The following is a 26,404-nucleotide window of genomic DNA, read 5'->3' as shown; positions in this document are numbered from 1 at the left end:
TAGTTATTAGGATAGCAGCCAGCTTTGCCAACCCACGCCCAATGTACATTGCCTTTGATATGTAAGTCTATCTTCTATTTGGCTACTTGGAACAGCATTATCAATAGGTATATGCCTCCTCCAAAAGTAGTAATTTTATTTGTAATAACTATTTTCTTTGTTTGATCTATTGGAAATAGAAAGAGTTCTATGGATGATTGTAAATGTCTATCAATTTGCCAATCTGCTTGATTGGGGAATACTTACTCAAATATAGTATTAACTCGGTGAAAATTGTATAAAATTATTATCACATACTGAAGCAAAAATGTCATAAAAGCTCAACAAAATGAGTATGTGAGGATAAATGGAATGAGTCAAGGGAAGATTTATGGCAGATATTAAAAAAATCGAAAAGTTTCCCTCAAAGTAGTCAAAAATCAATCATTTAGAGAAAATTGCGCTAACGTTAGTGTTGTGTGGATTTAAAGAATTGTTATCTAAAACCTCAGAAACTTGTACGAAGTTGCTGATCAAGGTTTTAATTGCAGGTTTAAGAAGAATGTTGAAAGTGTCGAACTAGAGTTCGGAATATTGTTATGCAAGAACTGGTTCAAACTGTTTTAAACAGCGACGAGAAAAACGCTTTACGTCAGTTAATCTCCTCTTTAGGAACTTCTGGGAAGCAATACCTATTGCGGAATGAGATTTTGCAAGCATTTGCCGACTACTGCCAAAAGTCGCATAAACCTGCTTACTTTTTCCATTCTTCAGCATTAGGTAATTTAATCAACTTCACCCACGAAATTATTCTCGAAGAAGAAAGCACTTGGTTTTTGCTACGTCCTTGGATAGCCAGCCAAGAAGTTTGGCGCTTGGGTGCGGACATGACACACTTCGAGAAAATGACACCCCAAGCATTGTTAGACGTGCGCGATCGCCTTGTCAACCGTTACCAACCGCACCTTCTGGAAATCGACCTCAAACCCTTCTACCAAGGTTCCCCAGTCATTGATGATCCGCGAAATATCGGTCAAGGATTGGCGTTTTTAAATCGTTACTTGTGCAACCAATTTGAATCAGACCCAAAACACTGGTTAGAAGAATTATTTCAAGTATTGCACCGACTACAATATAGTGGTGTGCCCTTGATGATTAGCGATCGCTTAAATTCCGGGGCGGAGTTAGCCGCAGCTGTACATCAAGCAATCCAATTACTTAGCGATAAACCTGCTACAGAACCCTTTGAGAAATTTCGCTTTGACTTACAGGCGCTAGGATTTGAACCGGGTTGGGGGAATACAGCCGAGAGAGTCCGCGAAACCCTGGAACTTTTTGACCGTTTGATCGATAGTCCCGAACCCGCAGTCTTAGAAGCATTTGTAGCGCGAGTTCCAGCAATATTCCGTGTGGTTTTGGTATCCGTCCACGGTTGGGTTGGACAGGAAGGAGTTTTGGGAAGACCCGAAACCGCAGGACAAGTGATGTATGTATTAGAACAAGCCCACAGCTTAGAAAGTAAATTACGCGAAGACATAAAGCTAGCTGGGCTTGACTCTCTGGGAATTCATCCGAAAGTCATAATTCTTACTCGTCTCATTCCCAATTGCGAAGGAACCGCTTGTAACCTCCGCCTGGAAAAACTCCAAGGTAGTGAAAACGCTTGGATATTGCGTGTACCCTTTCCTGATACTAACCCGCCAATTACCCAAAACTGGATTTCCAAATTTGAAATATGGCCCTATCTGGAATCCTTCGCACTAGAAGCCGAACGGGAATTAATTGCCGAATTTCAAGGTAAACCCAATTTAATTATTGGTAACTACAGCGATGGGAATTTAGTCGCCTTTCTCCTCGCTCGCCGTCTCAAAGTTACCCACTGCAATATTGCTCACTCCCTAGAAAAGCCAAAATACCTATTTAGTAATCTTTACTGGCAAGATTTAGAAGACAAATATCATTTCTCCGCCCAATTTACATCTGACTTAATCAGTATGAATGCAGCTGATTTTATTATTAGCTCCTCCTACCAAGAAATCGTCGGCACACCCGATAGCATTGGGCAGTATGAATCCTACAAATGCTTTACCATGCCCCAGCTATATCATGTCGTCGATGGGATTGACTTATTCAACCCCAAATTCAACATGGTACCACCAGGGGTCAACGAAAACCTCTTTTTCCCCTATAATCAAATCGCAGATCGCGATCGCGAAGCCCGTGCTAAAATCCACGAACTTCTATTTACACAAGAAGATTCGCAAATTGTCGGTAATTTAGAAAACACCAAAAAACGTCCCATTTTTGCGGTTGCACCGATTAACTTCATTAAAAACCTCACGGGGTTGGCAGAATTTTTTGGGAAAAATAAAGAATTGCAGGAACGCTGCAACTTAATTTTACTCACCAGCAAATTCACCTCCGAACAAGCGACACACCCCGAAGAAGCCGCAGAAATCGAACGGCTCCATGAAATAATCAATCAGTACCAACTCCAAAATCACATTCGCTGGTTGGGGATAAGACTTTCCAGCCTCGATTTAGGGGAAGCTTATCGAACTGTAGCCGACTGTCGTGGTATTTTTATCCATTACGCCCGGTTTGAAGCCTTTGGACGTACCCTCCTGGAAGCCATGATTTCCGGTTTACCTACCTTTGCCACTCAATTTGGTGGTGCTGCGGAAATTATCGATGATAGCGAAAACGTCTTTCATCTTAATCCCACCGATTCCGAAGGAACTGCAAAGAAAGTATTGCATTTTCTAGACGAATGTGAGGCTAATCCCGAATATTGGCATGAAATTTCTGCAAAGGTAATTGAAAGAGTGCGTAACAAATACAACTGGACACTCCACTCGAAACAATTGCTATTAATATCGAAAATATCTAAATTCTGGGATTATGTCACCCCGGAAAACCGCGAAGCGAGATTACGCTATCTCGAAACTTTATACCATTTAGTTTTCAAACCAAGAGCCGAAAAAATTCTGGAACAGCATATACAAAGGTAAGTCAAGGGAAAGGAGTATGAGGGAGAGGGGGAGATGGGGAGACACGGAGAGGGGGAGATAGGGAGAGGGGGAGACACGGAGAGGGGGAGATAGGGAGAGGAGGGGGAGATAGGGAGAGGGGGAGAAAAATAAAATTTTATAATCTTCCATATATATCCTCGTCCCCGCGTCCCCGCGTCCCCTCGTCCCCGCGTCCCCACATCCTCGCATCCCCACATCCTCGCGTCGCGTCCCTCAACCCTATTGCCCATGCCCGATTCCCCGTATTAATAAGGAAGCAGTGCTGATGGATGCAAAAAATCTTAATCTTGATTTTATTTATACTGACTGGTCGTTAATTGAAACCCGATTCGACCCCGAAAAGATTCACCAACGCGAAACAGTATTCACGATTGGAAACGGTTATTTAGGAACGCGAGGCACTTTTGAAGAAAGTTATCCTCGTGCGACTACTGCGACTCTTCTCCAGGGTGTCTACGATGACGTTCCCATTGTCTATACAGAACTGGCAAACTGTCCCGACTGGCTACCGCTAACTGTTAGTATTGATGGCGATCGCTTCCGTTTGGATAGAGGCGAGGTTATCGGTTACGAACGCAAACTCGATTTACGGCGAGCTGTTCTCAGTCGCTTTATTCGCTGGCGTAGCCCCAATGGCAAAACTGTAGACTTGCAATTCGATCGCTTTGCAAGTTTGGCAGACCCCCACATACTTTGCCTGCGTTGTCAAATCAAACCTGTGGACTTTAGTGGCTTAATTGAAGTTCAAGCCAGTATTAACGGTTATCCAGAAAACCAAGGCTTTAACCATTGGGAATTAATCGATCAAGGTAAACATCATCAAAATGCTTGGCTACATCTCCGTACTCGTGGTTCGCGGATCAGTTTGGGAATCGCCACTGGCTTAACAGTTACCGATGCGGAAGCATCCCTACAAATTAACAATTCTCCGGGATATCCCACCCTGATTGCAGCTTTTCAAGGGACATCGGGGCAAGCTGTCACCGTTGAAAAAATGGTGACTATTTTTACATCCCGCGATGTCGAAAATCCTCTGGAAGCAGCCCAAGAAAAACTGACGACATTACCCCCATATCCCATCCTGTTAAAAGAACACCAACAAGCATGGGAGCAAATTTGGGATCAAAGCGATGTTGCTGTAGAAGGAGATGTCCGAGCAGCGTTAGCAATTCGCTATAACTTATTTCAACTACTAATTGCCGCACCCCAAAACGACGATAAAGTCAGTATTCCAGCAAAAACCCTATCGGGATTTGGCTATCGGGGTCATGTATTTTGGGATACAGAAATCTTTATCCTGCCATTGTTCATTTATACCCAGCCAGCCTTAGCTAGAAATCTACTCACATACCGCTACCACACCATCGCGGGTGCTAGACGTAAAGCCATCCACTACGGCTATAAAGGGGCAATGTATTCCTGGGAAAGTGCCGATACAGGTGACGAAGTTACCCCCCGTTGGTTGCCACCGAACGACCCCTACGGCGATGATATTCGGATATGGTGTCGCGATCGCGAAATCCATATTAGTGCTGATATTGCCTATGCCATGTGGTACTACTGGCTGGTGACAGGTGATGACGAATGGATGCGGGACTATGGGGCGGAAATTATTCTCGACACGGCGGTATTTTGGGGCAGTCGGGTAGAATACAACACCAAATACGAACGTTACGAAATTTGCGGTGTCATTGGTGCCGATGAATACCACGAACTCGCCAATAACAATGCCTTTAACAACCGCATGGTACAGTGGCATCTAGAAAAAGCCATTCATACCCAAGATTGGTTACGGGAAAAGTACCCCGACAAAGCCAAAGAACTGGAAGAAAAGCTGCAACTTACCCTAAGTCGCCGTTTGCGCTGGCAAGATATTATCGCCAATCTGTGGATACCCTACGACGCGAAAACAGGACTGATTGAACAGGCGGATGGATTTTTTCAACTCGAAGATATCAATCTTGCCGACTACGAACCGCGTACAAAATCAATGCAGTCTATTCTCGGCATCGAAGCTGCCAACAAACGTCAGGTTCTCAAACAGCCGGATGTGTTAATGCTGTTGTACTTGATGCGGGAATCGGAAGAGTTTCCCTACTCTTTAGAAGTGTTGGCGAAAAACTGGAATTACTATGCCCCGCGTACCGATATTACCTATGGTTCCTCCCTGGGACCAGCGATTCATGGGATTTTAGCTTCTGATTTAGGTAAATCAGAGGAAGCATACGGCTACTTCATGCAAGCTGCGATGGTTGATATTGAAGATGTACGCGGCAATGCGGACGACGGCATACATGCTGCCAGTGCCGGGGGAGTTTGGCAAGCTGTTGTCTTTGGTTTTGGTGGCATCAAACTCACAGAAAATGGTCCCGTTGCCACACCCCATTTGCCCAAAGGTTGGAAACGCTTGCAATTTAAACTTTATTGGCGTGGTGACTGGCACGAATTTGATTTGAAAGGTGAAACTGAAACCATGGAAGCACAAAATACGAATATGTCTGAGTCGTCAGGGCAAACACCCATCAAAGGCGTGATTTTTGATTTGGATGGAGTATTAACTGATACGGCGGAATATCATTATCGAGCTTGGCAAAGATTAGCAGATGAAGAAGGTTTACCTTTTAATCGTCAGGCAAATGAGGAATTGCGAGGGGTTTCGCGCCGTGAGTCCTTACTGAAGATAATTGGTGACAAGCATTACAGCGAAGCTCAAATGCAAGCAATGATGGAGCGGAAAAACCGCTATTATGTGGAATCAATTGAAAACATTTCCCCAGATGATTTGTTACCAGGGGCGCTCGACTTACTCAAAGAATTACGCAGTGCTGGTATAAAAATTGCTCTCGGCTCCGCGAGTAAAAACGCCCGTCCCGTAGTTGAGAAACTGGGAATTGGTGAATATATAGATGCGATCGCAGATGGTTTTAGTGTGCAGCAACCCAAGCCTGCACCCGATTTGTTTTTATTTGCGGCGAAGGAACTGGGTTTGGAGCCAGGGCAATGTATTGTAGTTGAAGATGCAGGTGCTGGAGTCGAAGCGGCATTAGCGGCAGGAATGCGTGCAGTTGGACTTGGACCAGTTGATCGGGTTGGGGAAGCAACCGTAGTTTTACCTAGTCTTGCAGGTGTTAATTGGCGTGACTTACAAGCCAGTTTAAATGGTTTAGTATTGCAAAATTAAAATTTTGGGAGAGGGTAGGATAGAGAAACTGTGGACACGGAAGTATTCTGCTGATTTTTCCGTGTCACATTCTGTTCGGCGGGAGCATCTTGCTCCCTAATCTCCAAGAAGCGGGCTAGAGCCGGATTTCTCAAAACCTTATAAAACTTGGGTTTGTGCGTTTCATACTGTAAAAAAATATTTCCATCAAAAACGCCTGAAATATAGTCTGGGCAAAGGTTATGATAAATGCGATCGCTAGGCTTGTGAGAAATGCGGGCTAGAAGCCCGCACTACTATTCCTGTAATAATGTTAACTCCATCCAATTACTTAGTTCTTTGGCAATTAAATCAAGCTCATGATTAGTCACAGCAAATGGAGAAAATTCACTAGTTGAGAACTCATACAATCTACGTCCTGAGGATATTCCTAAAAAATAACGATTCCATGAATTTTGAGTTTTCGTGATCCGAATTATTCCTTGTATTGCTGCTGGATAAGGGTCTTTTAATTTCCATCCGAATATTTCATAAGCCCAAGATATTTTTTTGCGAGTTATAGATAAACGTTTCTGGGCAAATTCTGATAATAAAATAATTCCTATTCCGACTACAGAGATTAAGAAATTAAAAATAATTACTGGAGCTAGAAATCTAGCATTTTGATAGGGCAGGGACAGCATAAACAGGTTAATTAAATATGCTGGAAAAATCAGAAAAACCAAATTTATAATTGTAAAACGTGAAAATAATCCAGATGCAGGGATAAAAATCTCGATAAAATCATCATTTTTCAGCAGTATCATTCTTCGTTGTAATCTGTTTTTAGAAACAAATTTAGAGACTTGAAAAATAAATTCAGATAAATTCATTTCAATAACTTAAATATGAGTTTTTAAACATGAGTTTTTAAACATTTTGATACTCAGTTCAGTTCTCTAAGCTGATGTGCGGCTAAATTGTATAAGGCGAAAACGTCCAATTACTGTAGTGCGGGCATCTTGCCCGCGTCTAATATACAAATTAAATGCACCACAGCTTAGTAGTTTCAATCTGATGAGATTGCTACCTTCCGAGCCGCAATTCTCGCAATTAAAGGTGTTATCTTTGATTGCAACTGAGTATGAGAATGTATCGCTTTTATAGCTTTACTTTATCGCTATATTCCACTGTAAGATTACTTATATAATTGCTAAACTGCTGGTTTAAGTAGTTTCGCTAGATTTCTTGTGTTTAAAACCCAAAAAATCGGATTTCTGATTAACTAATTCTGAGGATATCGCAGATTATATGAGGTTATTCTAAAATATAAAATGCCAAATCTGAAATCTACAATCCAGAATCCAAAATACAGAATCTAACATTAATATGAGTAAAACTTTTTCGCGGCTGGCTCCATTTATCCAAGAATATATATATAACAATAATTGGACAGAATTACGACCAGTTCAAGATGCTGCATGTGAAATTATCTTTGACAGTGATGCTCATTTATTAGTTGCTGCGGGGACTGCTACGGGAAAAACAGAAGCAGCTTTTTTGCCAGTTGTCACAGTGCTATATGAACAAAAACCTCAGAGTATTGGTGCAATTTATATTGGTCCCATTAAAGCTTTAATTAATGACCAATTTGAACGACTAAATGACTTATTACGAGAAGCTGACATTCCTGTTATTCCTTGGCATGGAGATGTGGCTCAAAGTCATAAAAATAAAGCTGTCAAAAATCCTCGCGGAATCCTGCAAATTACACCAGAATCATTAGAAAGTTTATTAATTAATAAAAGTAATGATTTAGTGAGATTATTTGGTGATTTGCGATTTGTAATTATCGATGAAGTTCATGCTTTTATGGGGACTGAGCGCGGTTGTCAGATACTTTGTCAACTGGCAAGACTTGCTTATATAACTGGAAAACAGCACCGTCGGATTGGTTTATCTGCGACTTTAGGCGACTATTTACTAGCAGAAGAATGGTTGCGATCGGATACAAATAAAGAAGTAATGACACCAAAAATTGAAGCTGGGAAAAGGAATATTAAATTAGCTTTAGAACATTTTTACACAGCACAATATCCCTCCTCTGGAAAGATTTCCGAATTTAGTAATTATGATAGATATATATTTAATTTGAGTAAGGGCAGTAAATGCCTAATTTTTGCCAATAATAAATCACAAACAGAGTCAATCATTGCTTCATTGCGACAAATTGCCGCAGCAGAGAGAGAACCCGATATTTATCATGTCCATCATGGCAGTATTGCCGCCAGTTTACGCCAAGTTGCTGAGAATGCAATGCGGGAAAAAAATCAACCGGCGGTGACTGCGGCAACTTTAACCTTAGAAGTTGGAGTTGATATTGGTAATTTAGAAAGAGTGATTCAATTAGAAGCACCGATGTCGGTAGCCAGTTTCTTACAACGATTAGGGCGCACAGGAAGGCGGGGAAAATCGGCAGATATGCGCTTCGTTTGTGTGGAGGATGAACCTTTACCAGAAGCACCAATATTCGAGCAAATTCACTGGCAATTGTTGCAGAGTATCGCGATTATTCAACTGTATGTAGAAGAACGTTGGGTAGAACCTTTTAAACCTGTGAAATACCCGTTGAGTTTGTTATATCACCAAACAATGAGTATTCTTGCTGCAATGGGAGAAATTTCACCGGCGGGATTAGCAAAACAGGTGTTGAATTTATCTGCATTTAAGTACATTTCCCAAGATGATTTGAAATTATTATTAAATTATTTGATAGATTTAGACCATATTCAAAAAACAGATACAGGTAAATTAATTTTAGGTTTAGCTGGTGCAAAAATTACTAATCGCTTTCAATTTTATGCTGTTTTCCCTGAAAATCTAGAATTCATCGTTAAGCATGATGTCAATCATATTGGTAGTATTGCGATGATGCCGAATGTGGGTAGTCAATTTGGTTTAGCAGGGAGAAATTGGCAAGTTGTAGAAGTTGATTTTCGCAAAAAATTAGTGAATGTGAAACCAGTGGAAGGACAAGCAGGTATTTTTTGGCGTGGCGGCAGTGGCGTAATTCACACGAAAATTTTGCAGAGAATGCGGCGAGTTTTGTTGGAGGATATTGAGTATAATTATTTGCAGCCAAATGCGTTAAAACGGTTGCAGGTTGTGAGGGAATTAGCGCGGGATTTAGAATTAGATCAAAATTATATTGTTAAACTACCGAAGGGTAAATGTGTGATTTTTCCTTGGATGGGGACTGTGGCATTTCGTACTTTAGAAAGGTTGCTAAATTGCTTTTGTCGGGAGTCATTGGGGATTAAAAGTATTGGCGGTGCAAATCCTTATTATCTGACTGTGAGATTACCGCAAGATAAGTTTGAAAGTTTGTATGGTGAGATTATTTCATTATGTGAACAAAGGATTATTCCTGAGCATTTAGTGAGTGATACGGAAGCTCCAGAAATTCAAAAGTATGATGAATATATTCCCTATCCGTTGTTAAGAAAAGCGTTTGTGCATGATTTTTTAGATTTGGATGAGGTAAAGAGTTTAGTTAAAGGGTGGTTATGACATCTCAGTTTGAGTAGGTTGGGTTAGACGCACGAGAAATCTTTGATGCTAAACAAACAATTTTCTGAAAGTGTCGTAACCCAACATAAATATTTCGGGAAAACGAAAATTATTTTGTCGTAGATTCAATTTTGTCAATGCTCAACAGCTATAATTTTGAATTACGTTAGAATCAAACTTTGAATTGCTACCGTTTACTGGGGTTTTGGCATTGGGAGAGAAACCCGGTTTCTTGGTTTTTTCGTGCTAATTTGAGCTTTTGCGTGGGGGAGAAACCGGGTTTCTAAGATGGTTTCTTGGGTAATTCTATTTTCGCCAAAGTGGAAGGGTGTTGTAGTTCCAGCACGACAAGCATATTCCCATTCTGCTTCGCCGGGGAGACGATAGTGATTGTGATGTCACTTTGTTCAAATTTAAGCACAATTCCTTGAATCCAACTGATATTTTTCTGTTATTACAGCTAAAACCAAGAATTGGGAGAAGTTGGGGGGGAGATTTTCTTCCCCCAAACTTCGGTGGGGATTCTCCCCCAAACCCCCTATTGGGTGAAGTTTGTGGGGAAGGTTTCCTTCCACAAAACTTCGGACGGTTGCGTCCCCCAAGCCCCCTCCAAATAAGAAAGACAAAAATTTTTGCAATCGACAAATTGCAGGGCTTCTTAATTCAAATGGAAACAAAACTCTTAACCCGAACTCAGGTTAACTACAATTTTACATCATTACGTAGGCGCAACCTTGCTTAAGCCATTGCTGCAACTTTCTCCAACAATCCGGCAAACATTTTCAACCCATCGCTACCACCTAAGACTTCATCGGCTGCGCGTTCTGGATGTGGCATCATTCCCAACACATTACCTGTAACATTGCAAATGCCTGCAATATTATTTAACGAGCCATTGGGATTTTCGCCTACGTAGCGAAAGACAATTTGCCCATTATCTTCTAAGGCTTTGAGGGTGTCTGCATCAGCTTGGAAGCGTCCTTCACCGTGGGCGATGGGTAAAGTAATCATCTCGCCTTGGCTATATCCTTGCGTCCAGATCAAAGTATTATTTTCCACAGTGAGAGGAGCGCGATCGCAAATAAAATGTAAATGCTGGTTGCGTGTCAAAGCGCCAGGTAAAAGTCCAGCTTCAGTTAGCACTTGGAAACCATTACAAATACCTAAGACGGGTTTACCTTGGTTAGCATGATTAGTCACCTGCTGCATTACCGGAGAAAATCGCGCGATCGCACCACATCTGAGATAATCACCATAGCTAAAACCACCGGGAATAATGATGACATCCAAGTCGGAAATATCCGTATCTTGATGCCAAACCATGCGAGTTGGTTGTTTGAGAATATCACGAGTTACATAAGCTACATCGCGATCGCAATTAGAACCTGGAAAAACTACAATCCCAAATTTCATCGGTTATTGATTATTGGTGAATTAATATTTGGCAATGGGTAGTGGAGAAGACAAGCAGAGGGGGAAATTATGAAGACATCCTTGTCTTGTTCCCGTTTCCCTGTCTCCGCATGTTCCCCTAGCTAAAAAACACCCGTCTGCGATTCGACTTCAATCAAATCAAAACGGTAATTTTCAATTACGGGATTTGCTAACATTTGATCGCACATTACCTCTAAGTCACGGCGTGCGCCTTTTTCATCTGGGGAAATGAGGGTTAATTCAATATATTTACCAATCCGACAAGATTCAACGTTGCTGTAACCTAACTGCTTTAGTCCCGATTGTACCGCAGTCCCTGCCGGGTCTAAGACAGATGGACGAAGGGTGACAAATATTTTGGCTTGATACTTTCTTAGCACTGGCTTGAATTGAATACTGCTACGCTCATACTATCTCTTTACTGGAGTCGGTAGATGAAAATCGCTTCATCATTTCCAAAATAGATTTCCCAGCAGATTCAAAAATATCATCAAAACCATCATCAAAATATATCCAATAAAGATAATCTTGGAGTTGGGTTGTATGAAGAAACAAAATTTACCAATATTTTATCCACAGAGAAGTGAAAAACGCTCAATTGCTTGTATAGTAGCATTTATCACAATTTGGCTCTCTTGACAATTGATGTAACATCATGAAAAATTATGAACTTGATTTTAATAATCCTATAGGTTTTTAAAATTACAGAAACATTAGAGTTAAGCTAGAGCTGGATAAACATCAAAGATCGACGATACTATTGGTACGCAAAGTCTCATGAAAGCTGTTCGCACGCGTAGTCAGGAGCGGATTTTAAACCTGCTCAAAACAACAAAACAAGGCATCTCTGCTCAGGATATTTACGTAGAGTTACGTAACAGAAATCAGAGCATGGGTTTAGCAACTGTTTACCGCTCTCTGGAAGCTTTAAAGCTAGAAGGCTTGGTGCAAATGCGAACCCTTGCCAACGGAGAAGCACTTTATAGCTTGGCACAACAAGACAAACATCATTTAACTTGTCTGCAATGTGGTACTTCAATACCCATTAATCAATGTCCAGCACATGCTCTTGAAATCGAATTGCAAGATACTCACAAGTTCAGAATTTTTTACCATACTCTGGAATTTTTTGGATTGTGCAGTCAGTGTCAATTAGCACATACTCCGGAAGTGAGTCATTCATGATAATTGCAATTGGGAATCGAAAGTATACTTGCAAAGCGTAAGCATTGAGCCTAGAATCAGCAAAAGTTTCTACCCTTGATGCTTGCCCTTCTCATCATGTGTGCTTCCCACTCCCTTCAATTCTCGGTTTTGACGTTGCTTACTGTTGATAATCCGATGTGGGCACTATGTGGGCATGGTAGGTATTACTGTGCCCATAAAGCAATCAGCGATCGCATCCAAAAATATTATTAGAGATTATTGATTAACTAAACCTGAAAACAAAGAAACCGGGTTGCTTGGATTGAAGTATTGAGCATCATCTGACTTTTTGATGAACGCTGGGTTTCTCCCTGTGCGACTATGCTGAATATTTACTTAATAAATGGTCTCCTATCCAAAAATTACTACTATTGAAGAAGGCTACCTAATTAACAATCTCACATCCAAAATCCCTATGACCTCAACTTTACCGGAGGAAAGTAAACCAAACACCCAGGCTTCCCAATGGGAAGAAGAAATGGATCGGGCTATTTTCAGCTTTGAGGAAATTCAAACTGAATTAAATTACCGACAAGCCCAAACAGCACTACGTAATTTAGTGGCAAAACTCGATTTAACGCCCCAAGAACAGCAAGGACTCGAAACCGAAATCAATGACTTGGAAACCATGTTGGCAAAATTAGACCGCATGGTAGTACAAATTGCCGCCTTTGGGATGGTGGGGAGGGGAAAATCTTCGTTATTAAATGCCTTAGTCGGTCAAAATGTATTTGAAACAGGACCGTTACATGGGGTGACTCGTTCCGCACAAAGTGTAAATTGGAGTATTAGCGAGGAAAGTGTAGGAGGAAGCGATCGCGCTTTGCGGGTAAGATTGCAAGGGAGTGGTCAATCCCAGGTAGAATTGATTGATACGCCGGGATTGGATGAAGTTAATGGCGAAACCCGTGCCAACTTAGCGCAGCAAATCGCGAAGCAAGCTGATTTAATCTTGTTTGTGATTTCTGGGGATATGACAAAGTTGGAACATGAAGCCCTCTCTTTGTTACGGGAAGCAGGCAAACCAATATTATTGGTATTTAATAAAGTTGACCAATACCCGGAAACAGACCGGATGGCGATTTACCAAAAAATTCGCGATGAAAGGGTGCGAGAATTATTATCACCCGATGAAATTGTTATGTCTGCGGCTTCGCCAATGGTGCGGACAATGGTGCAAAATGCAGATGGTACAAGACAGGTACAAGTGCGATCGCGTCCTTCTCAAATTGATAATTTAAAATTGAAAATATTAGAGATTTTGCAGCGTGAGGGCAAAGCTTTAGTTGCTTTGAATACGATGATTTATGCTGATACCGTTAACGAACAATTGGTAGAACGTAAGTTAGTTATCCGGGAAAGTGCAGCAAATCAATTAATTTGGCGAGCAACAATGACAAAAGCTGTGGCGATCGCTCTGAATCCAATTACAGTAGTTGATATTTTGAGTGGTGCTGTAATTGACATTGTTGTGATTCTTGGTCTTTCCCGGCTTTATGGCATTCAAATGAGTGAAACTGGTGCAGTAAAGCTACTCCAAAAAATTGCCTTGAGTATGGGTGGTATTAGTGCTAGCGAATTACTCGCAAATCTAGGGCTAAGTTCGTTAAAAACATTACTTGGTATTTCGGCACCAGCAACAGGTGGGATTTCCCTAGGAGCCTATGCAACAGTAGCAGTGACACAGGCGAGTGTGGCGGGAGTCTCCACCTATGGGATTGGTAATGTCACCAAAGCATATTTAGCCAATGGTGCAACTTGGGGAGACGATGCCCCAAAAGTTGTTGTCAATCGCATTTTGGCAAATCTGGATGAAGAGTCAATCCTTAACCGCATTAAGGAAGAATTAGAAATTAAGGTGAAGGGTGTGAGGAGAAGAATGTGAGGTGTGGAAGGGGACGCGGGGACGCGGGGATGTGGGGACGCGGGGACGCGGGGATGTGGGGACGCGGGGACGCGGGGATGTGGGGACGCGGGGACGCGGGGACGCGGGGATGTGGGGACAAAAAAGAAAGAGGTTTCTTTTATTAATCTCCCCCTCTCCGTGTCTTCCCCTCTCCGTGTCTCCCCCTCTCCGTATCTCCCCCTCTCCGTGTCTCCCCCTCTGCCCATCCCCATTTGCCAATAAAAAAAATACTGAACTCTAACACTACACACTTTTGATAATTTAATTTTTACTCTTAAACGAGTCCAGCCATTCTTGAACTTGGTTGCGAGCGATATCACGTCCACCTAAACCAAAAGCCAGGGCAATTGCCACTGCGATCGCACCTAATAATAAACCGAAAGCGAGGTTAACGATATCCGGTGCAACGCCAATTTGTTGTAGTGCCATTGCGGATACTAAGGTGACGATAGATATGCGGGCAACTTGTCCTAAAATCCGAGCTTGGGCATTACCAGAACTGGTAATAATGCTAAACGCGAGATTTGCAAAGAACAAACCAATGGCAAAGATAATTAATCCTGCCAAAATTCGAGCTAAAACAATCAGGATGCCATTTACTAACGCCGTTAAAGCCGGAATTCTCAAGATATCGACTGCGGCAACAGTTGCAAACAGCATGATACCAACTAAAACAATAATCCCCGCAATTTCCGAAGGAGTACGTACAGGTAGGATTGGTTCTGTGCTGCTGTTAGCAGGTGCAGGACGACTTAAGGAAGGTAATCCAATGATGTTGAAGATATTGTTGAAACCAATACTAGTAAGAATACTGGTGACTAAATCGGCTACAAACCTTCCTAAGAAGTAGGCGAGAATCAAAATTGCCGCCGCAGTAAAGATTAATGGCAAAGCATTGAGTATCTGTTGCAACATTGCGATCGCAGGCACGGAAATTGCCTGGATTTGCAGTGCATTCAATGCGGCAATGCCAATGGGAATCAGAATCAAGACATATACAATCGTACCAATAATGTTTGATAGCGACTGCATTCCCGATACACCACTGAAACCAAATCTACTGCCCAAATGATCTACACCAGTCGTCGCCAGTAAATTGGTGACAATCCGACGCACAATATTGGCAACAAACCAACCAACTACACCAATCAATATTGCTGCCAAAATATTCGGCAGAATTGACAAAATCTCCGTAATTAAGGTTTGTAATGGCAATAAAGCTTGTCGCAGTCCTAAAGTATCGAGAACTGGAACCAAAAACAGTAGGAAAATAAACCAGTAAAGGGCATTACCTACTGTTTCCGATAATGACAGTTGATTCAAGCTTGTACCGTCATCGCTAGGCGGGTTCAACCGCTCGTCAATCCGTAATGCATCCAGTGCGCGCACCGTAATCAGTCTTACGAGAGTTGCGATCGCCCAAGCAACAGCTAATAATATTCCTGCACCAACTAACTTCGGTAAAAATTCACCAATTTGGTTGAGGAAAGTATTAAGTGGCTGTGATGCCACCCGTAATTCTAGAGTATCCAGCACTGCCACTATGGCTATTAGCAGCACACCCCAAAATACCAAGCTAGAGATAATATTCTCAATTTGAGGTACATCTCTACCACCTGCAACGCTGCTGGCAATGCGATTATCGAGCTTTGTCCGGTTCAGTATTCCCCGCACAATTGCAGCTGCAATCAACGCAATTACCCAACCAACGATCAGAATTAAGACAGCTCCAAATAGTTTCGGTAGGAACTGAACCACCTGTTGAAGCGTTCCTTGTACGTAATCAATAGGCTGATTCACTGGCAAATTTGGCGACTGTGCCAAAAGTTGCTGACTCCCCATCCAAAAACCAAAGTCTATTACTTGGTTTATCTGTTGCCAAGTTGTATTCATGGTTTTCCGATATTAAAGTTCTGTGTTATTCACTAAAAACACAGGAAATATTCTGGTACCAACTGCCGAAACAAACCAGCACCTCGATTCAGTGTTTTAGTGTTTCGCATAGTAATTTACCAGTAAAATACTACAGTTTCTTGATTACGAAACTACTTTTTATTTTTTTATTTACAATTTATTTCTTTTTAGTCCCAAAACATCTCAAAAACAAAAATCATGAGTTTATTACTGATTGTTTTGTGATAAGATATACCATTTTTCCTTGTAATAATCACGATTTCAGGTTTTTAATGTTATTTAATGTTAAAAAAGTTTCCAAAATACTTAATCTCGATTAGTAATCTCTGCCTATCCGATTTCATCAAGATTTATATTCGTTAAATTATTTTATTTAGGTTTTAGATTTTAGATTTATCCAACAGAACAACTTTTTAGTTATATCGTCAATAAATTATGATTTATTTCTTAATCAGAGATTAATCTTTTTTCACTTCCGAGAGAAATTATAGAGATATTATTAGGGATGCGAGTAGAGAGAGGTTTTTGCAAACTGGCACACCCCAATAATCGGATATTTTGGCTCTTCAATACTGAATATAGACACTCACAAGCATCTACTTAGAGGTAAGTATCAAGTAAACGCCTAATATTTACTTTATCAATACTCTCTTACTATTACTGTTAATTCAATTAGTGCTTCTGACAGTAATTCCCGGAGCATAAGCCTCAATCACTTTTCCTGTGCGAGTGCAACTAACCATTAAATAATCACACACAGGACATTGGGTTCTCGTCAATTGGCTATGAGTAATATAGTGTCTTTCCCCTTCGCTACCACAATTAGGACAGCGAACTTTTTGGATTGTCTGCATTTTAACACCCCTGAGATTAACATTTTTTCTGCTTGGCGGGACTAAAAATCTAGAACTAAAAATCTAATTTTTAGACTGTTTACACAAATTGCTTTTAATTTGAGACAAAAATCTGAGGAATTTTGAATTCCCCGATAACTAAATTGGGATTTTAGGGAAATTGGTGAATTTACTGAGGATGATTTACAATCCTCTGCTCTAGCCTAAATTTCTTACCGAATATTTCACAGTACGCTAATCTATTGTTTTCTTTACATAACTAAACAAAATGCAAAATTTGCATTAATTACAAAACTTCTCAACACCCTATCTCATTATGCTAACATTTTGACTAATTGACCATATAACTTTAGATATAAATTTACTTTTTGTACTGATATTCTACTTAGAAAATTTGTGATCCCTATAACGTAAATGTTGAGACTGAATAGTTTGCTGTTATCAACAGAAATTATTTAGTGCTAAATATCTAGCTAGTTTATTTAAATACAAGACTATTATTTTGTAGCTATTTTTACCATTTGTCGAACTTTTTCTCAAAATATTTAATACAGCAGTATATAAAGCTGGATAAAGTGAAGAAATTTAAGTTTTTTTTAATATTTGCTGACTATAAAAATCTAGGTTGAATGGGAGTAAAAAAATTAATCAAAATTTCCAATGTTAGACGTTAACAATAATGACTAAATTTGCTAATCTAGTTCTTGGTAATGGGTAATGGGTAATCGGTAATGGGTGATTGATATTGGAGTTGTCCAATTCTCAATTGCCCATCATTTCTTTTGAATATTTTGAAAGCTTATTTAAAGCTTTAAAGTTGAGAGTTTTAGTGTTCAGTCAGAAACGAACTTTTGCTCACAAGTATTTAAGGTTTTTCTAATTACCTTGGTGATGACGTTATATCATGTCCGCCTAAATACCAACGACAAAACTGACGCGGAAATGGGAAGATAAAGGGACGTGAAGAAAACTAATAATAACTGACTTACCAGACTCGATTTTAGTTAATATTTATTTAATATTTTATTTAATAATTCTTTAATAATTATCTAAAAAGCAGCATTCAAGAGGGATGAAAGTAGTCGTAAATTTCTTGAGCTAAACGCGAACCGATTCCAGGGACTTCAGCTAGTTGTGCGGGTGTCGCTTGCCGAATATAGTCAACTGAGCGGAAATGAGCTAAAAGTTGTTTTTGTCGATGCTGTCCTAATCCAGGAATGTCATCTAAACGCGATCGCTTGAGTTTATCACTACGTTGTTGACGATGGAAAGAGACGGCAAATCTATGGGCTTCATCACGTAAGCGGCGTAAAAGTTGTACTCCAGGTTGTTCGGAGTCTGTTTCTAAAGGTAAAGATTCCCCTGGGAGGAAAATTTCTTCGCGTTTTTTTGCCAAACTACAAACGCGGACATCCTCCAGTAAATTCATTTCTTGGAGTACAGCCACAACTGAGGAAAGCTGTCCTTTGCCCCCATCTATCATTACTAAATCGGGAAAATCAGGATTTCCCTGGCGTTGTAAATCTGGTTCCTCAATAAACTTGCGAAATCTTCTTTGGATAACTTCTGCTAAAGAAGCAAAATCATCCGAATGTCCAATGGTGACGGTGGGATTTTTAATTTTGTAATGACGGTAATGTTGTTTTGCGGGGATGCCATCGACAAACACCACCTGGGAAGCGACTGCGTTAGAACCTTGGATGTGGGAAATGTCGTAACCTTCGATGCGGTGCGGTAATTCTTCTAAATCGAGTATAGTTGCTAAATCTTGTATGGCTGCGTGATTACGATCGCCAAATTTTTGCATCCGTTGTAATTCATACTGGGCATTACGTTCCACCATCTCAATTAATTCAGCTTTGAGTTGACGCTGGGGGGCAACAATCGTCACTTTTCGACCTTTGCGTTGCGTCAAAGCTGCCGCCAATATATCGCTATGAGGTGACTCATGTTGGACTAAAATTTCCGCAGGAATTTCCACATCATCGGCGGTTTGGTAATGTTCCTCTAGTACCCGTTGGAGAATCGCACCGGGTTCGGCATGGGCATCGGCAACAAAGGCGAGACGACCAACTAATTGACCAGCGCGAATCTGAAATAATTGAATACAAGCGTGATTTTCGTCTTTTGCTAAGGCGATCGCATCACGGGAAACAGTATCATCGGGTAGGGAGACTTTTTGGTCGGCATTCAGGGACTTTAAGCCGTGAATTTGGTCACGATATCGAGCCGCAGCTTCAAAATTGAGTGCTTCTGCTTGGGCTTGCATGGAATCACTGAGAATATCCACAAGCTCCTGGATTCTGCCTTGGAATACCATCGCCACCTTTTGGACAATTTTGCGGTATTCTTCCGGGGTTACGAGTTTTTGACAGACACCGGGACATCTCCCTAAATCGTAATTTAAACAGGGACGGTCTTTAAATAGGGGTTGGGGGCGTTGACGCAGGGGAAAAATCCGTTTGCAAATGCGTAAAATTTCCCGCAGCAAGTGGGAATCTGTATAGGGACCGTAATATTTATCTTTGGGTTTACCTAATTGGCGTTTGCGAGTAATAAAAATGCGGGGATAATCTTCCGACCATGTGATACAAACATAGGGATACTTTTTATCGTCTTTGAGCAGGACATTAAAATAGGGTTGGTGCTGTTTAATTAAATTTGCTTCTAATGCCAGTGCTTCAACTTCAGTATCGGTGACGATAAATTCAATATCGGTGACTTGCTTCACCATCGTCGCAATCCGTTCACTCAGACGTTGGGATTCGCGAAAATAGGAACGTACCCGCGATCGCAATTTTCGAGACTTACCTATATAGATAATGCGATCGCTACCATCACGCATAAAATAAACCCCTGGTTCGGGCGGGATTTCCGCGAGACGATTTTCCAAGCGATCGGGGTCTTTAACAAGTGGTAGTGTGTTAGCAGATATTTTCACAGTTTAAATAATGCTAATCCTATAAATCTACCGATATCCATAATATTTATTTTAGGGTAAAATTCACGATCCCAAACCAGGAAAATCAGGGGATAAATCAGCCGAGCAATCTAGAAATATCTATCTCTCTTGACTTATCAGCATCTGCGACAATATCGAATTCTTCATATTCAGTCTACTAGGCGATCGCAATTTTGATAAATAAAGCGTAAACAACTATGGCTAATTTTAAAGGCTGCGTATTCAGTGGGAATTAAGCGATCGTATCTCATCTACAGTGATGATTTTTCTTGATAATTTCGTCAAATCACTATTTGCGTTTATGTTTTCTTCTTAAAATCGAATAAATATCTGGCATAAGTCGTAAATTGTGCGGATATTTGCAAAAACCATTCTGATTGGGAGAATTAACGGATATATCTACTAATCTCCACTGATTATCATAAGTATCGTGAGAGATAAAGCTGAAGATAAGGAAAAAGTCATGAATTTGAACGAATTTGAATCCCAATACCGCGATGCAATGGTAGAAACTCTCAATGAATTACAAACAGCAATGTTGCTACTAGCCCAGGCACAGCGTAAAATTTCTCAAATTGGGAGTTCGGTACAAGGTCTTAGTCAAAGCGTGGAAGAATACATTAATAATCAAAAACCTGAATAAATTTAGAATTACTGGGCTAATTATGTAGTTCAAAATCGAACAAGTAGGTCGGTGTTAAAATTTGTCGTTATGACAAGGCAGGAGACAGAGGGCAGAAGGGAAGAGGGTTTTAGGTAACTTTACTTTTCGTTATATACTACTCTGCGAGAAGCCGCTCCGCGTCTATGGTTTATTTGCGCTGTTCTACTTATTGCATCGAATATTGTTTTACTGAAGTCATATTCTGGATTTGATGAATTAAACTTCTTAAAAATCATCAATAATCATTAAAAGCCACGGCTACCCTAGAAGTAGTAGCCGCATTTGCAAAATATCATCAATACTATTTGAGATTTAAGTTGGTACTAACTCACCCGGACGCAACTTAGACCATTTACCCTTCTCTTCTTGAAAACTCAGGCATCCCACTACATCCCATTCCATCTCAATGATGTCTCCTTGTGAACGGATGTTAACATTGATGGATGGCTCATTTGGATCGAAATCTGGTGTTTCGGTCAAATGTGGCTGTTGGTGTTGCCCTTCTACAGCATGGTAGGTAAGGCAACGGTCTACATAGTGGCAGTTGACACAAACGCACATAATAGAATCAACTCCAAAACCTTGTATTGTTAATCTAGCGTACACAAAAGCTTTCGTGACTAAACTTTTGACTTTTTTTTATTAAAATATGTAATCGTTAAGATGTATAAATCGGCTTTATCTTCTCTATCCCCTGAGAATTATCCCTTTGATTTGGACTTATTACCGCAACCTGTATATTTAGTTGGTGGTGCGGTGCGGGATGGGATATTGGGAAGAAAGCGCGAATATTTGGACTTAGATTTTATTTTGCCTCAAGATGCGGTCAAAACTGCCAAGAAACTGGCGACGCATTACAAAGCTGGGTTTGTCCTACTCGATAAAAAAAGGCAAATTGCACGGGTGGTATTTCCGAATGCAACTGTTGATATTGCCCAGCAAGAAGGAGATAATTTAGAGACTGACTTGAGAAGAAGAGATTTTACGGTAAATGCGATCGCTTTTAATCCTCACACACAGGAAATTATTGACCCATTGCAGGGTTATGATGATATTGAAAAGCGCCTGTTACGGATGGTATCGTCAAAGAATCTTGAAGATGACCCGTTACGACTGATGCGGGGCTACCGTCAAGCTGCACAATTGGGGTTTAATTTAGATGGTGAAACTCAAGTTGCGATTCGTCAGTTAGCGCCGCTTTTATGTAAAGTTGCCGCCGAAAGGTTTAGAACGGAACTTGGTTATATGCTGGTTGATTCCCCAGGTACGCAGTGGATAATTCGCGCTTGGGAAGATGGTTTACTGGCAGCCTTTTTTAAAAATGTCACCACAGCAGGATGTGAATATTTGCTAAAAGTCGAGGCAGCAGCAGTCAAACTTTCGCAAACTTGGCAGCAATTGGGGATTGAATTAAATAAATACGTGCGTGATACGGTGAAAACTAATTGGCTGGGGATTGCCAAACTTGCATGTTTAGTTAGTCCAGAACCAGAAACCGCAGAAATAGAACTTACCCAATTAACCTACAGTCGCGCGGAAATTAAAGGTGTTACTACTGCTTTAAAACTGTTCCCGAAGTTAAATAGGTTACAGATGCCCTTACGAGAACAGTATTTTTTATTTCAAGAAGCGGGATTAGTATTCCCGACGACCAGCATTTTAGCAGTAGCTCATGATACCTTGGTAGAGGGGATTGCACCCTTAATCTCCCGCTACCTCAACCCTGATGATCCGGTGGCTCATCCCACCCCATTATTGAGTGGGAAGGAGATAATTCTAGCATTGAATATACCTGCTTCGCCAGTAGTAGGTGACTTACTGACGGAAATTGCGATCGCACAAGTTGAGGGAAAAATTGCTACAGAGAAAGAAGCGATCGCATTTGCGCGACAATTGATCAAGTAGTTGAGAGTAAGTAATTTTCGCTACTTTTATTTTTTGTGATGTATGTTTTCGTGTTGTTAATTTGCTTGCCGATTTGCTGGATAACTAACTATATTGTTCAATAATATACGCAAAATTGCGATCGTGTTTTATGTGATATCACGTGCGGCTAATCTTTTCAATTAAAATTTCTCCGCGTTCCCGCGTCTCTAAGTCTCCGTGTCAGTCTTAATAATAAGTATTCAACCGGACATGATATTAGTCGCATATTCTAAAACTCTTTCCCAACCCCATCTCCATGCAGTCTCAACTAGCATTTCTTTCCCATTCATAAATTTAATATATTCTCTTCCTTCTTCAATAAAGATATCAGCAACTAATCGGTTTCTCACGTCATTACCCCATATTTTAGCCGCACCATCCCACCATTTCTGTCCTTGTGACTTTAATCCTTCTATCTGCAAAAAACTATCATCCCATTCTCTTGGTTTCCATTGTTCAGTTAATGCCCGTAACAATATTTGATTTGGTGCAATTTCTTTTTTCTGTTCATACAACCAAAAACTGTAGCTAATAGTTGCTTGCAATGCATCTTCAAGTCCATAATTACAGTTTTTTAACGCATCTTGAATATGATTATTTGCAAAGTTAACACCAATCGCAATTAGCGCTGGCTCATATTTTTTGAAAATCTCGTATTCAATCGAATCCTGATTCCACAACAAGCTTATTTGTCCTCTTTTTCACCAAATATATGATTACATATAGCAATATAACCGATTTGATGACAAAGATTAATTGAATTACAAGTACAGGTGACACTCAAATGAATGACTTCACAATTATCTAAGTAGGTGGATAAAATTAAATGTAGGATGGGTTAGCAAAGCGTAACCCATGCGGTTTTTAAGGTTGAGAGCTTATTTGGCATCAACATGCATTTTATAAAAAATTAAGCCTTTCTACTTATAAGTAGTTCAAATTAAATATGATAAGAAGTAGTCAGAGTTGGAAAGCTCGTATTATCAAGGGAACTACTATGTCGCTCGCTGGGTGGAATTAAAGCAAAGCAGATGCTTATCTAGTAGTGGCTTTGAGCATTTTGACTACGCTCAATGCTCAAAACAAATAATTCCGCCTTCCTAGCTTAACAAGAGTAGACTAAGTCAATATAAATCAAACCACATGACTATAATAATTCTAAATATTTTTTGACAAAATGGGTCTTCATTAATCAAAAACTGATATTATAATTTGTTTATAATAATATTAGGTATACTGATTTGGTTGGGCGTGGTTTAAGTCGAGTAGTCAGGCGAAAATTGACAATATTTTTACTACTATTTTTTTTAGTAGTCCTGATGGTATTACAAATTTCTCCACGAGAAACACAGTTAGGACAACGTGAAAGCAATTATGCAATACATAGTCGTCAAAATGTGAATCAACCTGCTTTTTATCCCGTCACAAAAATTCCACCCAAAAATCTGTATAAACCTGTTGCTAATTGGATAGGAAGGTTAATTTTACCGACGAAACAACAATTACAAGATGGTTTAGATTGGGTATGGATGGAAGTACAATATGCACCACCAACAGCACAAAATTTGGTAGGAAAAATTGTCCGTTTGCAATGGAAGAATAATCAAGAATTACGTACTTACATTCAAAATATCCAGCGAGATGTAGATTTCACCCCCGAAGTAATTACAAGTCAGCAAGCAGGAATTATTCATCCCTTTCGACTAAATGGTGTGCGTCAGGTAGGGGCTTTGCGTTCTTTGGCTGGTGCGAATCCTAACGATGATACGATTGTGGCACTAGATTTAAAGACAATAATTACAGAAAATAATCAAGAAAATAATCAAGAAAATAACTATATTTTACAAATAGATAACGAACCTATTTTAGTAACTGGTAGATTTTACAGTTTAGTGACAATAATTAAACCAATTCCATCTCATTCTCTAAATCTGTCATCTAAAAATTATCAACAATCCGAAAATTATTATCTAGTCAAACATTACAACCCTAATTCTCATCAATTTGACGGAGTCGAAGAAATAATTCAGATTCCTCAACAAGTAATAGATACACGACATTTTGCACCTTCAACCCCAGAGCAAATCGAAAAATCATCCGCAGGTAGAGATGGATGGTATATTTACGGAGCAAATAATGTCAATAATATTTTCGTTGTTCAAGCGATCGCACCCCGTTCTCTTTTTGCACTGCAATCAAATGAAACAATTACAAATAAAGACTTAGCGCTAAATTATATTCACAAACTAAATTGGCAAAATACGCAAAAAAATAAAGGTAAAATCAATACAACTTTAGTTGTTAACCAGAAAAAATCATCGCCACAGATTTGGCAAGAAGGAGATAAAGCCATCCTCCTACACTTATTTGGGGGAATTGGCGGGCGTAAAGCTGAACGCCTGGGAGTGCCATACACTATCACTGGACATTTTGCCTTTGGCAGTGCAGAAGTGATTCGCGACGAATTTACGCAGCAATTACGCTTTGACATCAAATATCACCAAGTTTACGCCCATAACCCCGATGGAATTATTGCCGGAATACATACCTGGGCAAACTATATGGGTAATTTACAATACGGATGGCTGGCAACCCGTCCAGTATCAGATATTCTCATTAAATTTGCTCCCGTCACCCAAGATTATGACTTTGATGGTATCAAAATTTCACCTCTAACTCAGTTACAGCAACAATTACAAATTGCGATCGCTCGTTATCGAATTGGAGATGGTACGGGTGGAGCAACAGTATCGCCTGCGACTTCCTGTGTTCAGGATTCTAGTCAAGCACTGTATGCAACAATACAGGCAATTAAAAAACAAGTGGCGACAAATCCACAAATTCAAACTTGGTTAAATGCCAACCCCAATCACCCACAAACATTACGCTTTCAGCAACTAGTCGAATTAGGTAAATCTTTAGAAAAACAACTAGTACCCTTAGGAATTATTCGTGCTGATTGGCAAAGTCAAGTAGATATGCTGGCAGGTACAGGGGCAAGTACGACAGAAAAACCCAGGAAACCATTTAAAGATGGTAGCATCTGGGCAGGATTGACAACATGGCGAACAATGATGCCAAGACAAGTGCATGATGACCTCGCCGCGATATTCTTAAAACATGGTGCAACTATGCAATTTTTGCGAACTAATCAAGTAGGTGGTTGGCAAGCTGATATTACACCTATTGCACCCACAGTATTTTTTGGACAAATTCAGATTCCTTTTACCGATATTGCACCGCTTCCTATTTGTCTGAATCGGATTTTAGCGTCTTTGGCGATTCCCAAATTACAAGATTGGTTAATTATCTGTGTAACACTAATCATTTATAGCCTCATTGCCATACCTTTGGGTTTCAAGTTTGGATTTTTACAGCTACAAATTTGGGCTGGAAATTGGTTTGAACAATACTTATTAATGTTGCGCTGCTTATTTTTGCCTGCAATTGTGGAAGAATTATTTTTCCGAGTTTTACTACTTCCCCATCCCAGTGAAATTATCAATTGCTGGAAATGGGGCATGTGGGGAATTTTAAGTTTATTCTTATTTGTTGTTTATCATCCCTTGAATGCGAAAACCTTGTTTAAAGCTGGATTTCCTACATTTTTTAATCGGGTTTTTCTGGGGTTAGCTGCATTATTAGGAATTGCCTGTACGATTGCATATGCAATTACAGGTTCTTTATGGGTGGTTGTTTTGATTCACTGGGCTGTAGTTGTAGTTTGGTTAATTATTTTTGGGGGGATGGCAAAATTGGATATTAGGAATCAGAAATTTGGGAATACTCAAATGTAGTAACTCTATGAGATATTCTAC

General features: G+C 40.2%; 17 protein-coding genes and 1 pseudogene. 9 read left to right on the top strand and 9 right to left on the bottom strand.

Features of this window, described 5'->3' with window-relative positions; translation table 11 throughout:
• Positions 1-578: 578 nt before the first annotated feature.
• Together VB733_RS19385 and pgmB are read left to right on the top strand one after the other, a co-directional pair.
• Positions 579-2,990 (top strand): sucrose synthase, encoded by a 2,412-nt coding sequence (locus VB733_RS19385; protein ID WP_323341698.1) that lies wholly within the window; start codon positions 579-581, stop codon positions 2,988-2,990.
• Between the two features lie 286 nt (positions 2,991-3,276).
• Entirely contained in the window at positions 3,277-6,192 is a 2,916-nt protein-coding gene (pgmB, locus tag VB733_RS19380) for a beta-phosphoglucomutase (RefSeq protein ID WP_323341697.1), read from the top strand.
• 275 nt (positions 6,193-6,467) lie between these two features.
• On the opposite strand, the gene VB733_RS19375 is transcribed toward pgmB, so the two are convergent.
• Entirely contained in the window at positions 6,468-7,043 is a 576-nt protein-coding gene (locus VB733_RS19375) for a hypothetical protein (protein WP_323341696.1), read from the bottom strand.
• A 496-nt stretch (positions 7,044-7,539) separates the two neighbouring features.
• Here VB733_RS19375 and VB733_RS19370 point away from each other — a divergent pair, with 496 nt between their 5' ends.
• Entirely contained in the window at positions 7,540-9,720 is a 2,181-nt protein-coding gene (locus VB733_RS19370; protein ID WP_323341695.1) for a DEAD/DEAH box helicase, read from the top strand.
• 293 nt (positions 9,721-10,013) lie between these two features.
• On the opposite strand, the pseudogene VB733_RS19360 reads toward VB733_RS19370, so the two are convergent.
• The 3 genes and pseudogenes from VB733_RS19360 to purS all read right to left on the bottom strand — a co-directional run.
• A pseudogene (locus VB733_RS19360) lies at positions 10,014-10,109 on the bottom strand (SUMF1/EgtB/PvdO family nonheme iron enzyme); the annotation flags it as partial.
• Positions 10,110-10,458: 349 nt separating this feature from the next.
• Entirely contained in the window at positions 10,459-11,133 is a 675-nt protein-coding gene (gene purQ / locus VB733_RS19355; RefSeq protein ID WP_323341693.1) for a phosphoribosylformylglycinamidine synthase subunit PurQ, read from the bottom strand.
• A 122-nt stretch (positions 11,134-11,255) separates the two neighbouring features.
• The gene (gene purS, locus VB733_RS19350; protein ID WP_323341692.1) at positions 11,256-11,534 is read right to left on the bottom strand and encodes a phosphoribosylformylglycinamidine synthase subunit PurS; all 279 of its coding nucleotides are present in this window, start codon (positions 11,532-11,534) and stop codon (positions 11,256-11,258) included.
• 397 nt (positions 11,535-11,931) lie between these two features.
• Between purS and VB733_RS19345 the strand changes: the two genes are divergently transcribed.
• From VB733_RS19345 to VB733_RS19335, 3 genes are all read left to right on the top strand, one after another.
• On the top strand, positions 11,932-12,339 hold the full coding sequence (locus tag VB733_RS19345; RefSeq protein ID WP_096610074.1) for a Fur family transcriptional regulator: 408 nt from the start codon (positions 11,932-11,934) through the stop codon (positions 12,337-12,339).
• 436 nt (positions 12,340-12,775) lie between these two features.
• Positions 12,776-14,245, top strand: a complete 1,470-nt coding sequence (locus VB733_RS19340; RefSeq protein WP_323341691.1) for a GTP-binding protein — start codon at positions 12,776-12,778, stop codon at positions 14,243-14,245.
• The gene (locus VB733_RS19335) at positions 14,242-14,391 is read left to right on the top strand and encodes a hypothetical protein (protein ID WP_323341690.1); all 150 of its coding nucleotides are present in this window, start codon (positions 14,242-14,244) and stop codon (positions 14,389-14,391) included. The genes VB733_RS19340 and VB733_RS19335 overlap by 4 nt, the downstream gene beginning before the upstream one ends.
• Before the next feature lie 136 nt (positions 14,392-14,527).
• Here the strand turns inward: VB733_RS19335 and VB733_RS19330 are convergent, their stop codons facing one another.
• The 3 genes from VB733_RS19330 to uvrC form a co-directional block, all read right to left on the bottom strand.
• Positions 14,528-16,159 carry a mechanosensitive ion channel gene (locus VB733_RS19330; RefSeq protein ID WP_323341689.1) on the bottom strand — a complete coding sequence of 544 codons (1,632 nt, stop codon included), beginning with the start codon at positions 16,157-16,159 and terminating at the stop codon, positions 14,528-14,530.
• Between the two features lie 689 nt (positions 16,160-16,848).
• Complete coding sequence (locus tag VB733_RS19325; RefSeq protein WP_323341688.1) at positions 16,849-17,034, bottom strand: replication restart DNA helicase PriA; 186 nt, start codon at positions 17,032-17,034, stop codon at positions 16,849-16,851.
• Positions 17,035-18,097: 1,063 nt separating this feature from the next.
• Entirely contained in the window at positions 18,098-19,975 is a 1,878-nt protein-coding gene (gene uvrC, locus VB733_RS19320) for an excinuclease ABC subunit UvrC (RefSeq protein ID WP_323341687.1), read from the bottom strand.
• A 484-nt stretch (positions 19,976-20,459) separates the two neighbouring features.
• Here uvrC and VB733_RS19315 point away from each other — a divergent pair, with 484 nt between their 5' ends.
• Positions 20,460-20,639 carry a hypothetical protein gene (locus tag VB733_RS19315; protein ID WP_096610086.1) on the top strand — a complete coding sequence of 60 codons (180 nt, stop codon included), beginning with the start codon at positions 20,460-20,462 and terminating at the stop codon, positions 20,637-20,639.
• 333 nt (positions 20,640-20,972) lie between these two features.
• On the opposite strand, the gene VB733_RS19310 is transcribed toward VB733_RS19315, so the two are convergent.
• Entirely contained in the window at positions 20,973-21,221 is a 249-nt protein-coding gene (locus VB733_RS19310; protein WP_096610090.1) for a Ycf34 family protein, read from the bottom strand.
• Between the two features lie 102 nt (positions 21,222-21,323).
• Here VB733_RS19310 and VB733_RS19305 point away from each other — a divergent pair, with 102 nt between their 5' ends.
• Positions 21,324-22,565 (top strand): CCA tRNA nucleotidyltransferase, encoded by a 1,242-nt coding sequence (locus tag VB733_RS19305; protein WP_323341686.1) that lies wholly within the window; start codon positions 21,324-21,326, stop codon positions 22,563-22,565.
• A gap of 221 nt (positions 22,566-22,786) precedes the next feature.
• Here VB733_RS19305 and VB733_RS19300 read toward each other — a convergent pair whose 3' ends face one another.
• Positions 22,787-23,269, bottom strand: coding sequence for a hypothetical protein (locus VB733_RS19300; protein ID WP_323341685.1), 483 nt, complete (start codon positions 23,267-23,269; stop codon positions 22,787-22,789).
• 636 nt (positions 23,270-23,905) lie between these two features.
• On the opposite strand from VB733_RS19300, the gene VB733_RS19295 reads away from it, so the two are divergent.
• On the top strand, positions 23,906-26,383 hold the full coding sequence (locus tag VB733_RS19295; RefSeq protein WP_323341684.1) for a type II CAAX prenyl endopeptidase Rce1 family protein: 2,478 nt from the start codon (positions 23,906-23,908) through the stop codon (positions 26,381-26,383).
• The last annotated feature ends 21 nt before the right edge of the window (positions 26,384-26,404 follow it).

The sequence above is a fragment of the Calothrix sp. UHCC 0171 genome (genome assembly GCF_034931845.1).
In the GTDB taxonomy this organism is placed as follows: domain Bacteria; phylum Cyanobacteriota; class Cyanobacteriia; order Cyanobacteriales; family Nostocaceae; genus Brunnivagina.
The sequence above is the reverse complement of the archived record's forward strand: the minus strand, read 5'-3'. Positions and strand labels throughout refer to the sequence as shown.

Bases quoted from the DNA above. Each gene is read 5' to 3' on its own strand.
- VB733_RS19385 (WP_323341698.1), top strand. From the start codon at position 579: ATGCAAGAACTGGTTCAAACTGTTTTAAACAGCGACGAGAAAAACGCT.
- pgmB (WP_323341697.1), top strand. From the start codon at position 3,277: ATGGATGCAAAAAATCTTAATCTTGATTTTATTTATACTGACTGGTCG.
- VB733_RS19375 (WP_323341696.1), bottom strand. From the start codon at position 7,043: ATGAATTTATCTGAATTTATTTTTCAAGTCTCTAAATTTGTTTCTAAA.
- VB733_RS19370 (WP_323341695.1), top strand. From the start codon at position 7,540: ATGAGTAAAACTTTTTCGCGGCTGGCTCCATTTATCCAAGAATATATA.
- purQ (WP_323341693.1), bottom strand. From the start codon at position 11,133: ATGAAATTTGGGATTGTAGTTTTTCCAGGTTCTAATTGCGATCGCGAT.
- VB733_RS19345 (WP_096610074.1), top strand. From the start codon at position 11,932: ATGAAAGCTGTTCGCACGCGTAGTCAGGAGCGGATTTTAAACCTGCTC.
- VB733_RS19340 (WP_323341691.1), top strand. From the start codon at position 12,776: ATGACCTCAACTTTACCGGAGGAAAGTAAACCAAACACCCAGGCTTCC.
- VB733_RS19330 (WP_323341689.1), bottom strand. From the start codon at position 16,159: ATGAATACAACTTGGCAACAGATAAACCAAGTAATAGACTTTGGTTTT.
- VB733_RS19325 (WP_323341688.1), bottom strand. From the start codon at position 17,034: ATGCAGACAATCCAAAAAGTTCGCTGTCCTAATTGTGGTAGCGAAGGG.
- VB733_RS19315 (WP_096610086.1), top strand. From the start codon at position 20,460: ATGAATTTGAACGAATTTGAATCCCAATACCGCGATGCAATGGTAGAA.
- VB733_RS19310 (WP_096610090.1), bottom strand. From the start codon at position 21,221: ATGTGCGTTTGTGTCAACTGCCACTATGTAGACCGTTGCCTTACCTAC.
- VB733_RS19305 (WP_323341686.1), top strand. From the start codon at position 21,324: ATGTATAAATCGGCTTTATCTTCTCTATCCCCTGAGAATTATCCCTTT.
- VB733_RS19295 (WP_323341684.1), top strand. From the start codon at position 23,906: ATGGTATTACAAATTTCTCCACGAGAAACACAGTTAGGACAACGTGAA.